This is a genomic window from Rossellomorea sp. LjRoot5 (assembly GCF_964253455.1).
Classification (GTDB): domain Bacteria; phylum Bacillota; class Bacilli; order Bacillales; family Bacillaceae_B; genus Rossellomorea.
Genome location: NZ_CAXUQN020000001.1, coordinates 3,165,265 through 3,178,326 on the forward strand (window position 1 = coordinate 3,165,265; position 13,062 = coordinate 3,178,326).

The window sequence follows — 13,062 nt, forward strand, 5'->3', positions numbered from 1 at the left end:
AGTCCCTTTTTTTTTACGTGAAATATTCCAGCTTTGCTTTCGGAAACTGCTTCTCCATATAAGCATACAGATGATCTTTGATTTCCTGCTCTTCATCCTTCTGGTATATATACTTACCGATTCCATATTTACCCCATTTGTATCGGCGTTCTTCTTCATTTAATTCTAGCTTCGTCATCGGGTAATTCTTCTCGATCACCCTTTTAGCCGGCTTCGTGAAACGGTGCTGGATAAATTCGAATGTTAAATCCTTTTTAGCTTCTTCCGGAAGGCGCGCTTCGAGGTGTTCGAACATTTGCTTATACCCTTCCTGCCATCCTTCATGTATATAAATGGGAGCTACGATAAAGCCCAAGGGATACCCTGCCCTGGCAACCTTACCGGCTGCTTCCAACCTTTTATCCAGTGGGGATGTACCCGGTTCAAAATTCTTGATGACATAGTCTGCGTTGATACTGAAGCGGAATCTTGTCTTCCCATTATGTTTCGCATCCAGCAAATGATCAACGTGATGAAATTTGGTGACGAAACGTAACTTACCATACTCCGATTCACCAAAATGTTCGATCGCGCGCTTTAACGTATGCGTGAGATGGTCCACGCCGACGATATCAGACGTACACGCTGCTTCAAAACGCGTGAATTCAGGTGCTCTTTCCTCTATATACCGATCTGCCGCCTCAAATATTTCATCTACATTCACATACGTACGAATATAAGGTTTACTACCCATCGTCGTTTGAAGATAACAATAATGGCAGTGCCCCATACACCCTGTCGCAAACGGGATAGCATACTCAGCTGACGGCTTGGATGTATCGAACTTAAGCGTTTTCCGCACGCCCACCACTAACGTTGATTTGGCGATCCTGTATTTTTGAAAATGATTCTCTCCAGGCAGATTTCGCACCTGATTGTGGGAGGTAGTATAACGGATTTCCACATCCATCTTCTCGAACTTTTCCTTTAGTTGCTTCCCTAATGGGTAATCCAGTGCATTGGGTTCAAAATAGACCAATTGAGGCACGAACGGTTTTACCATATTATTTCCCTCCTACAGGTCTCCAAATGTTTGTGAGTAGGCCTCTTCTGCTTCTGATTCTGTAGAATAGACGGCTACTTCATGTGTTAACGGATAATAGGTTTCATAAAGAAATAATGCTAATTCGTTTGGGTTTTCCGGATCGTGCACAACCGCTGCTTCCTGCACATTGGCCACACTTTGTGTATGTGGGTTGCGGTAAATCACGTAAACAACATCGCCAGCTTGATATGGCATATAGTGATCGTTCAATTCCATTTTCCTCACCTTTTCCTATCATTCATTACTTTCATTTTCTGTCAATCGAGATAGAAATATGATGGTAAAAGATGTTTAATCGTATTCCGGCAAATAAAAAGAGGCCTCCCTTGGCACCGGAAACCTCTTTTTCTATACCCTATAAAATTCTATGGGCAACAATAAGCAATGATTTACACATATTGAGACAATTCCTCAAAAATATCCGTTTTCCATTTCAGGAACTCCTCGGTCAGAAGGATTTCTTTTTCACGCGGTCGCGGAAATGGCACATTGAACTCCTTTTGCACACGGGCCGGTCTGGTTGATAACACAATAATACGGTCCGACAAGAAGAGTGCTTCGTCGATATTATGAGTGACAAACAGTACCGAACTTAAGTCTTCCTCCCATATGGAAAGGAGCCACCTCTGCATGTCCAGTCGGGTAAATTCGTCGAGGGCAGAAAATGGTTCATCCAGGCATAAAAAGGATTGAGGACTGACCAGTGCACGAATAAAAGCGACACGTTGTTTCATCCCTCCTGAGAGATCCTCAGGATATGCGTCCTCATAGCCCTTTAAGCCGGCACGTTCAATCATCCCCATCGCCATTTCCTTATCCCTCTTTCCGTGTAATTCCTGACCAAGCATCACATTCTCGATCACCGTTCTCCACGGTAAGAGGGACGGACTTTGTGGCATATAGCTGATGGATCCTCTACGGCCATTTATCGACTGTCCATCGAGCTTTATATCTCCTGAATCTGGTGCGAACAATCCACCGATCACGTGAAATAACGTACTTTTACCACTTCCGGAAGGGCCAAGAATAGAAACGAACTCACCTTCCCCCACTTGAATGGAAAGATCATCGAGAATCAATTCACCATCAAAGGATTTGGACATATTTTGTATTGATAGCATCGTCATATTATTTGTCCTCCTTTCGATTCCACTTCACCATGATTTTTTCTAATAGTACGATGATTCCAAAGAACAGCAGGCTGAGGAGCATGATCATGAAAATGGCGACAAACACCCTGTCGGTCCTGAAGGAAGAGGATGCAAGTGTCATATAGACGCCAATTCCTTTTTGAGCACCAAGCCACTCCGAAATGACCGCACCCATGACACTATAGGTAGCTGAGATTTTCAAACCGGAGAAGATGGAAGGCAGTGCATGTGGCCACTCCACTTTCCGGAAAATCTGCCCTTTTGTTGCACCTGACATTTTCATATAAAGGATGTACTCCCCATTCGTCTGTCTGAACCCATCCATCGCCGAAACGGCAACAGGAAAGAAACAGATCAAGGTAATGACGATGATTTTGGGCAGGAGTCCAAATCCGAACCAAATGACAAGGAGAGGAGCCAAGACAATGATGGGTATATTCTGGGACAAGATCATGAGTGGATAGACCGCTTCCCTTACCTTTGGCAGGAGATGCAGTATGACCGCTGTCACGAGTCCAATTGAACAGCCAATCGCAAACCCTGTGATTGTCAGCAATGCCGTTGATGAGAAATGTCCCTTGAACTCAGACCACGAAGCCATTCCTTCTTCCCATATCTCTGAAGGCGACGGCATCAGCCAGGCTGGCACCTCAAATACGTTAATAACAACTTCCCAGATAATGAATAAAAGGATGAGGACCAAGAAGGGTCTCCATCCTTTTGAAATCCAAGTTCTCATCCTTTATATTTCTCCGTTAAGTCGTTCATTTCGATCCCATCCGGCTGGTACAATACTTTGATTTGGGAAATGACGTTTTTGCTTCCCATTTCAATCATTCGTTCATTCATTTGTTCAATCACCTTGAATAATTGTGACAGATTCCCCTCCATCGTCGTTTCCAAAGGATGGACTTCATATCGTATTCCCGATTTTTCGATGATTGCGATCGCTTCATCCACATATGGAATCACATCTTCACCGTTCTTTGTCTTCGGAATGATTTGTATACTTACAAGTGCGTTCCCCATTTTGTTCACCCCTTATTTTGGTAAGAATTCATTCGTGAATGCTTTCTTGCTTTCGAGTTTCTTATCTAATAAATCATTTTTATACATCCATGACGCATAGTTCTCCCAGACTTCCAGTTTCTGCTCTCCCCATCGATCAGCATCATCTTTATATCTGGGTGCGAGCCACTCCTGACTCTTCATGACTAATTCTTTATCAAGGTCTGGAGCTGCATCCAACAGAATCTCCCCCGCCTCTTTCGGGTTGTCAATCGTATATTGATACCCTTTGGAAGCAGCTGCCATGAATGCCTTGACCGTTTCAGGGTCTGAATCGATCATTTTTTCATTTGTTGTGAGGACTGGAGTGTAGTAATCCAGTTTATCGGAATAATCCTTCACATACATCATGTTCAACTCTTCTCCGCGAAGTTCTGCTTCGATTCCTGTCCACCCATAATAAATCCAGGCGAAATCCACGTCGCGTTTAACGGCAGTAAAGAAATCGGTGTCTCCCATATTTATGAATTTCACTTTTTCCACATCCGCGTTTTCTTGCTTCATGATTGAATCCATAACGGCTTTTTCCACGGGTGACCCCCAGCCGCCATAGCTTTTCCCTTCAAAATCCTTTGGTTTTGTAATACCCTTACTCTTCGGGGAAGCAAACCCTGACGTATTATGCTGAATAATGGCAGCGATGGATACGATCGGTACATCCTGAACCCTCGCTTGAGTGACACCCTCCTGATATCCAACACCGAATTCGGCTTTCCCCGATGCAACGAGCTGATCGGCACCTGCTTCTCCGGGCAGGATGATGTCTACGTCCAATCCCTGATCCTTGAAGTAGCCTTTTTCTTTCGCTACATATAATCCGGTGTGGTTGGTATTCGGTGTCCAGTCGAGGACGACACTTACTTTTTTAAGATTGTCCTTCTTCTCATCGGCTGTATCTTTTCCCCCATTACAGGCGGATAAAAGAAGTACAGAGCAGATGAGGAACATCCATTTTTTCATGGTGATTCCTCCTTCGATCTTTTGCGGTGTAACGTTTCATTCCATTATTCTTCGCTTATTATTGAGAATGAATGTAAACCAATGGCAGTTTGAGACGTAAAGTCCGGGATACAACAAAAAAACGCCCCAAGATTCAGCCGCGGGACGCATCGTTAAACAGGTTATGTATCGTTTAAGAGAATGTTTCCTACGCTGGTATCAGCCAGTTCAGGTTCAAAGGGTCAGTATCTACACGATACAATCTCAACCGGCCACTCCGGTCCCCCTACACGTGGAATATGAAATTAAACGTTATCTTCCTCCCTACTTTGCCATAGAACGAAAGGTTATTCAAGCTTTTCCTTCTCTTATTGAAATACTCCATGGAAATGAACGGATCCAATCAGTTTCTCGATGAAATCCATGCAGGAAGAACCAGCTTCTGGATGTCCTTGTTGAAAGTAAAAAAAGGCATATTGCAGTAGAAAGAGAATGACTAGTGAAGGCACGATCCTTTTCTCTCCTGCAGTCAAAGGATCCTGGCTTTCATATCCTTTCATAAAAGCCAAGATCCAATTAATAGAATGATCTTTTTTCTCCTCTGGGACCATTTTAAGCATCCCTGCGAGGAAGTAGCCGATGTCAGTGATCCTGGGTGCCGTCCGGATCCGTTCAAAATCAATGATCCCGCTCACTTCTCCTCCCTGCATCAAAATATTCCCGGGATTGTAGTCGCTGTGAACGAATTGCTGGGGCAAACACTCATAGGGTTTCCAACACCCCTTCATCCTCGATAGGATCCCTTGCCCCCTTCTCCCGATCGATTCAGAACCAAGCTCCTTCACCCACTCTCTTACATGCCGTTCAATCTCCCAGCCCTTCACTTCATTATGACACCGGTATTCTTTAAGGATAAGATGCAGGGATGCAAGGTATGTTCCTGCATTTGTGAGAGAGGCGATGGAAAATTTCTTCAATGGCGTTCCTTCGAGTGCTTCATATAAAGAATAGATTCGTTCTCCTTCTTTTACATACGGAATTTGTGAGGAAGTTAAAATAGGAGATTCAACGTTCTGGTGATGATTCAATAAATATGAGGTTAGATAGAACTCCTCCATTCGATTTTCAATGGAAAAATACTCTCTTCTTTTCAAATAGAAGGTCTTTCCTTCTGCCTTTACTTTCGTAACATTCGGATGAAGAAGTAGCGGTTTCATGGAAGTAGGATCCATTCCCCAATGACTAAAGATATCCTGAAGAGGTTCAATCATTTCTATTTCCTTTCAATACATAGTAATATACATGTAGTATGACTATGAAAGTATAACTACATACCATATGAAGAGAGGTTTCACCTATGCAAAGAATACAAATGACAGAAGACTTATCATTCTCTAGGATCATTCATGGATTATGGAGACTTTCAGACTGGAAGCAGTCCAAGGAAGATACGTTATCATTGATTCAACACAATATTGAAAACGGAATCACAACGTTTGACCATGCCGATATTTATGGTTCTTATACGTGCGAAACCTTATTCGGTGAGGCGCTTGCCCTTAAACCTTCATTGCGGGAGAAGATGGAGATCGTGACAAAATGCGGCATTGTCCTGCCTTCTGACAATCGCCCGGAGCATAAGACGCATCACTACAACACCAGTAAAAAACATATTCTCACTTCGGTTGAACATTCTCTCCAACAATTAAAGACGGATTACATTGATCTATTGTTGATTCACAGACCGGATCCTTTCATGAATGGCCACGAGGTATCCGAAGCCTTCACTCAATTAAAGGAAGAAGGGAAAGTCCGTCATTTTGGAGTCTCCAACTTTAAAGATCATCAGTGGAATCTGCTTCAATCTTATTTACCATTTCCATTGATTACAAACCAAATTGAATTATCCGCCTACCACCTGGAAAACTTTGAAGACGGCACGTTAAACCTCTGTCAGGAAAAGCGTGTGGCACCCATGGCCTGGTCACCACTGGCAGGCGGGGCGGTCTTCAAAGGGGAAGATAGGAAAGCTGTCCGTCTTCAACATACCTTAAAGAAAGTGCAGGAGGAAACAGGAGCGACGGGGATCGACCAGGTCCTATATGCCTGGCTGCTTAACCATCCGGCCAACATCATGCCGATCGTCGGTTCAGGTAAGAAAGAACGGATCCAACATGCAATCGACTCTCTTTCCATCCATTTGGACCATGATCAATGGTTTGAAATCCTGCAGACTTCCATGGGACATGATGTTCCTTAAACGCTCGCACAAAAAAGACGATCCTTTCTTTAAAGGGTCGTCTTTTTATTGAGCTATATCTCCACCAACATAATATTCAAGGTAAACATCCTGCAATTCATCCATTGAAAGTTCATAAAGCTGCTTCCCGAACGATTTATAGACGCCGATCCTCAATAATTGTTGTATATAAAAGTCTTTTTTTAATTCGGGTGTTTTGTTCTGTTCTGATTTCGTTTCTTGATGTAGCATGTTCATCCCTCCAGTTGAGGATATACCCCAATCATGGAGAGACATAAACATTCGTTTTCCATTTTTCTTGAATCATCTATTAAAAGAACCCTTCATTACAATCATTAGAGAAAATGAATGCATAATATTCCCAACTGATCATGTACAACTATGATGATGCCCCCCAAGCACGTTTTTCCCTTCCACTTGGATGGTAGAGTGATGAATCTCAAACTCTTGTTCTAGAAAAGCTGACAGCTGCATTAAGATAGTATCCCGATTTACTTCATCCCCTACGACGACATGGCAGCTTAAAGCTTTAAAATCCGAAGTGATGGACCACACATGCAGATCATGGACTTCCATGACTCCCGGTACCTGAGACAGGCTCTTGGACACCTCTTCCATATCAACATCCCCCGGAGAACCTTCCATTAAGATATGAATGGAATCCTTTGTCACCCTCCATCCGGAGATGACAATAAGAATCGCTACGATGACAGAAGCAATCGGGTCTGCCAGATTCCAGTCAAAGAAGTAAATGAGAAGACCCGCAATGATGGCCCCGACTGATCCGAGCATATCCCCCAGTACATGAAGGAACGCACTGCGGACATTCAAGTTATGTTCCTTGTCCCCTTTCATCAGGATCCAGGCGACAATAATGTTCACAATCAAGCCGATTACGGCGATGACCATCATACCGGGTGATACTGTGGGAGTGTCGATGAAGCGGCGGTAAGCTTCCCAGAAAATATAAAGGGAAACCAGAATCAGGGTGATCCCGTTCAGGAAAGCAGCTACGATTTCAAAACGTTTGTACCCGTAAGTCTTCCCCAAATCCGACGCCTTCTCCCCTATATAGAAAGCGGCGAGACTAAGGCCAAGTGCCGCTGCATCACTAAGCATATGCCCTGCATCTGAAAGAAGGGCGAGACTATTAGTAACCACTCCCCCCACCACTTCAACAATCATAAAAGTAAAAATGAAAAGAAAGCTGATTAATAAAGCTTTTTTATTTTGGTTGTGGCCGTGACTGTGATCGTGACCCACATGATATCCCTCACTTTCGATTCTTCTTCTAAGTACATAAATACTATTTAATATTATACGTACCGTCGCTCCCATTAAGCAAAAATATGGTACGCACTCTATGGCAAGGGAGACTCCGGAAGCCGATCTTTGAACATAAAAAAACCCCGGACACTAATTCCGGAGCTCGCTGAAGGATTAATTTTGTTGAAGCCTTTTACGCTCGCGCTTTATGAAGAGGTCAAGTGTTACCCAGAACACAACGGATGTAATGGCGAAGATGGCGATGGCGAAGTAGATGTCTTCTGTTTTCCAGTCTAATCGTGGAATAAGCAGGCCCAATACACCTGATAATATATAATAACCGCCAATTAATTGCAGGTATAACCGTCCTGTTTGTGATTGAAGGTTTTCAAGATACCCTTTTCCTGCTTTGCCGAAGAAAATAGCTACTCCTCTTAAAGTGACATAAACGGAAAAGGCAATGATAAGGGCTACAACAAACCCTTGATTAAATACGTCTGCCATGATCGTCCTCCTTTCCAACTATCCAGTGTCTTGAATCCTAAATGATTGTATTGTTCTTAAATATTCACTATGATGAAATCATGAATCATTCCAGTTAATCGTTATATTTCAGAATAACCCAATGCGTGTTGCATTTCAATGACAAACGGACAAACGAAATGGGATAGGAATGTAATACGTTAAAAGGATATACTCAATGCGAAAGGATTTCAAGTGGCATTCGTCCCTCAATTCTTACGTTATCATGACTATTTTATACAGGAGGTGATTGAAGCGAAAGAAAGGGACAACTTCCCGTTCTTTTGACTTCTACTACTTGGATATTTTAATTAATTTACTACTTATTGCCCTGCTAATTGGATTGACAGCGTTCTTCGTCGCTTCTGAATTTGCCATTGTGAAAGTGAGGGGTTCGAGAATCGATCAGTTGGTCTCTGAAGGAAATCAAACCGCTGTTGCTGCGAAAAGGGTCATTTCCCATCTGGATGAATACCTTTCTGCCTGTCAGTTGGGGATTACCATCACCTCCCTTGGACTTGGGTGGTTAGGAGAGCCAACCATTGAAACGCTGCTTCACCCTGCATTTGAAAAGTTTGATTTAAACCCGTCCATTTCAAGCATAATTTCATTTGCACTGGCTTTTTCTGTCATTACCTTCTTGCATGTGGTGATAGGGGAATTGGCACCGAAGACATTTGCCATCCAAAAAGCTGAGAAAATCACCTTATTATTTGCCAAGCCTCTCATTTGGTTCTACCGGATTGCTTATCCATTTATTTGGACCTTGAATAGTTCGGCACGCGTGTTTACGGGGATGTTCGGTTTGAAACCGGCCTCAGAGCATGAAATCGCCCATTCGGAAGAAGAGCTCAGAATCATTCTTTCCGATAGCTATAAGAGCGGTGAAATCAACTCATCTGAATTCAAGTATGTGAATAAAATATTTGAATTCGACGAGCGCATCGCCAAGGAAATCATGGTCCCCCGGACAAACATTGTGACGCTATCCGCAGAATCCACCATTGATGAAGTATTATCGGTCATTAAGGAAGAGCGGTATACGAGATACCCTGTGGTGGATGGTGATAAGGACAATATCCTTGGGGTTGTGAATGTGAAGGAACTCTTAACGACCCTCGTGAATCATAAAAGCGAGCATGAAGACGTGACCTCCTTCATTAAGCCCGTCATCCGCGTCATTGAAACCATCCCGATTAAAGCCCTGCTCCTCAAGTTGCAAAAAGAACGCTCCCCGATGGCCGTCCTTCTTGATGAATACGGTGGAACGGCAGGCCTGGTTACGGTGGAGGACATCATCGAAGAAATCGTCGGTGAAATCCGGGATGAATTTGATATCGATGAAATTCCTGAAGTCCAGAAGATAAAAGAAGATCATTATATTTTCGACGCCGTCATGCTCATTGAAGATGTGAATGACCTTCTGGGCATCTCGATTGAAGAGGAGGAAGTCGATACAATCGGCGGCTGGTTCCTAACTCAAAAATATGAAGTCAAGCCTGAAGATAAGATCGAAGAACAAGGCTATTGCTTTAAAGTCAAAGAGATCGACGGTCACCATATTCAGTATCTGGAAGTCACTAAAATGAAAAAGAATACTTTTGAAACGAACGAGTCTCACTAAGAGGCCGTTCGTTTTTTTTGTTCCTCAAGACGTCAGCAAAGAATAAATCTTTTCATATATGAATCAACCACAATTTGTCAGATTGACTTCCTCATTTATCATAAACAGAATGAAAAAAAGACCATTTCATCATAAAGGGTTTCATTGTAAAATAATGTTAGAGTAGAGATGACGGTTGGATAAAGGAGAAACAATGAAAATCTATTGGCAAATCAGCTATTTTGTAATCGGGTTACTTATTTTCAGCTATGGAATCAGTATGTCCATTAAAGTCCAATACTTAGGCATCCACCCATGGGATGTATTAAATATCGCCATGTTTGATAAGTTCGGGCTGACCATCGGAACGTGGAATATCATTGTCGGTGCCACTCTCATAGCAGGCACGCTTATGTTGAAAGGGAAATATATTCAAATCGGAACCATCCTGAATGGAGTAATGGTCGGCATGCTCGTTGACTTTTTTCTTTTTTATGATTTGCTGCCTCCACAAACGGGTCCGGTTATCGATATCCTGATTCTCCTGTCTGCCATTCTGTTGATGGGGGTTGGAGGCGGGTTGTATTCTGCTGCACATCTTGGAACGGGACCAAGGGACGGATTTATGCTCACCATTTCAGACCTGACCAATCTTTCCATCAGCAGAGTCCGGATCATATGCGAGTGCACCGTCTTACTGATCGGTCTGTTCCTCTCCGGTCCCGTCTTTGTTTTCACGTTTATTTATACGTTCATCCAAAGTCCCATCTTTCAAAAATCGTTTCTATACTTCACAGAAAGACTCCATACCCGCTTTCCGGATAGAAGCAAAGAAAAGCGGAGGCGGCTTGGTCAGAGGCGACAAGCGTAAGATGAATGGGCCCAGAAGGCGGCTATTTGCCTTCTTGGACCATTTAGCTTATGACCTCGAGCCTCTAGCCGCCGGAGCTGGACATCCCGAAAAGCGGAGGCGGCTTGGTCAGAGGCGACAAGCATAAGATGAAGGGGCCGAGAAGGCCGTTTTTGCCTTCTTGGACCATTTAGCTTATGACCTCGAGCCTCTAGCGCCGGAGCTGGACATCCCGAAAAGCGGAAGGGGCTCCCACTGGGGCGACAAGCCCCTGGGCTGAATCAATAAAGGACAAGCTGCCAGAATCGCAGTTTGTCCTTTTCACGTCATGACATCTCGCATGCCACTAATCCGTATTGCCGTCCATGGTCCAGCTTCTTGATGAATTGAAACAATTGCTGCACCTCATTATTATCCTGCTCTTTCTTATAGTAGTCTTCCAGCACCGACAGCATTTCATCAGGATACATCAGACAGGTATGGCTCCCCCAGTCTGTTTGCCTGCCTTCGAATTTTTTATAGTAAATGCCATCCAAAAGGGCGAAAAACAGTTCATACCCTTTAGGAAAGAACGGACTGATCCGTTTCGGATAATTATGATTCCAGTCTCCCCCCTCATAATGGAATGTCCGGTCAGTCAAATCACCGATAAAGACTTCAACATCCGCCATCCTATCTCCTCCTCAATCAATAAGTGCCTACTCTACAATGTATAAACCCGTCCATCATTTTTAGAACAAAAAAAGGGCCGCCTCAGGATTCTTCTCCCTGATGCGACTCCCGGTTTATTAAAGATATTTTCGTTGGACGCTCCTTCCGTCATACGTAAATAGCATATCCCGGTTCTCCACATGGGTCTCGATATGGACCGGTCTTCCCCAGAGCTGGTGCAAATAAGGTAAAACCTTTTCCAAATATTTAATATCAAGCTCAACATCCTCGAACCAGTGCTTTAGGTAAAGTTCCCCGCTTTTCATGTAGTCCCCGTCATTCACGGTGATGTAAGGGAAACCGCCATTCACCCTCATGCCCACGAGCTGATCCCGGACATGGGTCCATTCTTTATCGACAATTTTATAATCCTTCCCCTGTTTTTGGAACAGATACATATCCTCTCTCATCACCAGATCCTTCGTTAAATAGTTTCGCAAGAAGGAAATATCCGATTCGATTTCACGCACTTCAAACATTTTTTCACGACCGGAATTCGGCTTTACCCCCCGTTTTTTCATCTCTTCTGTCGGATTATCGAACCGATCCTCAATATCTTCGAAAATCTTCAGACCTAGATAATATGGATTGATTTGTGTACGTGACGGCTGTACGACACCAGCATTCAACTTGGCAAACTCGATCGATTCACCACTTGTCAGATCCATTTCACGAATGATCCGCTGGTGCCAATACGAGGCCCACCCTTCATTCATGATCTTCGTTTCAAGCTGTGGCCAGAAATACAGCATTTCTTCCCTCATCATCGTCAATATATCCCGCTGCCAGTCCGACAATTCCCTGCTGTACTGCTCGATGAAAAGAAGTATGTCCTTTTCCGGCTGCGGTGGAAACTTTTTCTTCACTTTCTTCTTTTCCCTGCTCTTTGGTTTTTCATCCAATGACCATAGATCATCATATGGAGATGTATGGCTCACTTCTTCTTCTTCCCACTCCACATCATCCAGCGTCCACGACAGCTTCGGTCGCATAAGTGAAGGATCGATGTGTTCATCCACCGCAAGGACCGCATCGAGGAAATTCTCGACTTCCTGCTTCCCATGTTCGATCTCATACCTGCGCACACGTTCAGCCGTAGCTGCCATACTTTCCACCATATCCCGCTTCGTATTCTGGAACCGAACATTGTTTTTAAAGAAATCACAGTGTGCCAGAACGTGAGCCACAATCAATTTATTCTGTATGAGGGAATTCGAATCCAGCAAAAACGCATAACAAGGATCGGAATTGATCACAAGCTCATATATTTTACTCAAACCCAAATCATACTGCAGCTTCATCTTATGGAACTGCTTCCCGAAACTCCAGTGCGAAAACCGTGTCGGCATCCCATAAGCCCCAAATGTATATATAATCTCAGCAGGACAAATCTCATAACGCATCGGATAAAAATCCAGACCAAACCCGGCTGCAATCTCAGTAATTTCCCCTATCGCATTCTGCAAATTCTTCTGCTCCTCTAAATTCATCTCCATCCCCCTCTTTATACTCTTATCTAAATGTATGAAGACAATGGGGATTTGATGAAAAGAAAAGCGGAGCCGGGTTGGGCAGGCCCGACAAGCATAAGATGAATTGGCCAGAAAG

General features: G+C 43.6%; 15 protein-coding genes and 1 riboswitch. Of the genes, 3 read left to right on the top strand and 12 right to left on the bottom strand.

Annotated features, from left to right (window positions below; genetic code table 11):
* Positions 1-13: 13 nt before the first annotated feature.
* The 7 genes from splB to ACSQ2E_RS16160 all read right to left on the bottom strand — a co-directional run bounded on the left by splB (position 14) and on the right by ACSQ2E_RS16160 (position 5,513).
* Positions 14-1,042, bottom strand: coding sequence for a spore photoproduct lyase (splB, locus tag ACSQ2E_RS16130; RefSeq protein WP_435992151.1), 1,029 nt, complete (start codon positions 1,040-1,042; stop codon positions 14-16).
* 12 nt (positions 1,043-1,054) lie between these two features.
* Entirely contained in the window at positions 1,055-1,300 is a 246-nt protein-coding gene (locus ACSQ2E_RS16135) for a transcriptional regulator SplA domain-containing protein (protein ID WP_435994588.1), read from the bottom strand.
* 173 nt (positions 1,301-1,473) lie between these two features.
* A complete protein-coding gene (locus ACSQ2E_RS16140; protein WP_435992153.1) occupies positions 1,474-2,211 on the bottom strand; it encodes an ABC transporter ATP-binding protein in 738 nt (245 codons plus the stop codon).
* A gap of 1 nt (position 2,212) precedes the next feature.
* Positions 2,213-2,974, bottom strand: a complete 762-nt coding sequence (locus ACSQ2E_RS16145) for an ABC transporter permease (protein WP_435992155.1) — start codon at positions 2,972-2,974, stop codon at positions 2,213-2,215.
* The gene (locus tag ACSQ2E_RS16150) at positions 2,971-3,264 is read right to left on the bottom strand and encodes a thiamine-binding protein (RefSeq protein WP_435992157.1); all 294 of its coding nucleotides are present in this window, start codon (positions 3,262-3,264) and stop codon (positions 2,971-2,973) included. The genes ACSQ2E_RS16145 and ACSQ2E_RS16150 overlap by 4 nt, the downstream gene beginning before the upstream one ends.
* 12 nt (positions 3,265-3,276) lie before the next feature.
* Positions 3,277-4,263, bottom strand: a complete 987-nt coding sequence (locus ACSQ2E_RS16155; protein ID WP_435992159.1) for an ABC transporter substrate-binding protein — start codon at positions 4,261-4,263, stop codon at positions 3,277-3,279.
* A gap of 167 nt (positions 4,264-4,430) precedes the next feature.
* Positions 4,431-4,540: riboswitch (TPP riboswitch) on the bottom strand.
* Between the two features lie 70 nt (positions 4,541-4,610).
* Positions 4,611-5,513: a phosphotransferase enzyme family protein gene (locus ACSQ2E_RS16160; RefSeq protein ID WP_435992161.1), complete on the bottom strand. Its 903-nt coding sequence runs from the start codon at positions 5,511-5,513 to the stop codon at positions 4,611-4,613.
* Positions 5,514-5,599: 86 nt separating this feature from the next.
* Between ACSQ2E_RS16160 and ACSQ2E_RS16165 the strand changes: the two genes are divergently transcribed.
* Positions 5,600-6,502, top strand: coding sequence for an aldo/keto reductase (locus ACSQ2E_RS16165; protein WP_435992163.1), 903 nt, complete (start codon positions 5,600-5,602; stop codon positions 6,500-6,502).
* 45 nt (positions 6,503-6,547) lie between these two features.
* On the opposite strand, the gene ACSQ2E_RS16170 is transcribed toward ACSQ2E_RS16165, so the two are convergent.
* From ACSQ2E_RS16170 to ACSQ2E_RS16180, 3 genes are all read right to left on the bottom strand, one after another.
* Complete coding sequence (locus tag ACSQ2E_RS16170; RefSeq protein WP_336198901.1) at positions 6,548-6,733, bottom strand: Fur-regulated basic protein FbpA; 186 nt, start codon at positions 6,731-6,733, stop codon at positions 6,548-6,550.
* Between the two features lie 138 nt (positions 6,734-6,871).
* Entirely contained in the window at positions 6,872-7,765 is an 894-nt protein-coding gene (locus tag ACSQ2E_RS16175; protein ID WP_435992166.1) for a cation diffusion facilitator family transporter, read from the bottom strand.
* Between the two features lie 177 nt (positions 7,766-7,942).
* Entirely contained in the window at positions 7,943-8,272 is a 330-nt protein-coding gene (locus ACSQ2E_RS16180; protein WP_435992168.1) for a hypothetical protein, read from the bottom strand.
* A gap of 316 nt (positions 8,273-8,588) precedes the next feature.
* Between ACSQ2E_RS16180 and ACSQ2E_RS16185 the strand changes: the two genes are divergently transcribed.
* Positions 8,589-9,914 (top strand): hemolysin family protein, encoded by a 1,326-nt coding sequence (locus tag ACSQ2E_RS16185; protein WP_435994590.1) that lies wholly within the window; start codon positions 8,589-8,591, stop codon positions 9,912-9,914.
* Positions 9,915-10,107: 193 nt separating this feature from the next.
* Positions 10,108-10,764, top strand: a complete 657-nt coding sequence (locus tag ACSQ2E_RS16190) for a YczE/YyaS/YitT family protein (RefSeq protein WP_435992170.1) — start codon at positions 10,108-10,110, stop codon at positions 10,762-10,764.
* Positions 10,765-11,069: 305 nt separating this feature from the next.
* Here the strand turns inward: ACSQ2E_RS16190 and ACSQ2E_RS16195 are convergent, their stop codons facing one another.
* Positions 11,070-11,414, bottom strand: a complete 345-nt coding sequence (locus ACSQ2E_RS16195) for a hypothetical protein (protein ID WP_435992172.1) — start codon at positions 11,412-11,414, stop codon at positions 11,070-11,072.
* A gap of 117 nt (positions 11,415-11,531) precedes the next feature.
* Positions 11,532-12,944: a SpoVR family protein gene (locus ACSQ2E_RS16200; RefSeq protein WP_435992174.1), complete on the bottom strand. Its 1,413-nt coding sequence runs from the start codon at positions 12,942-12,944 to the stop codon at positions 11,532-11,534.
* Positions 12,945-13,062 lie beyond the last annotated feature (118 nt).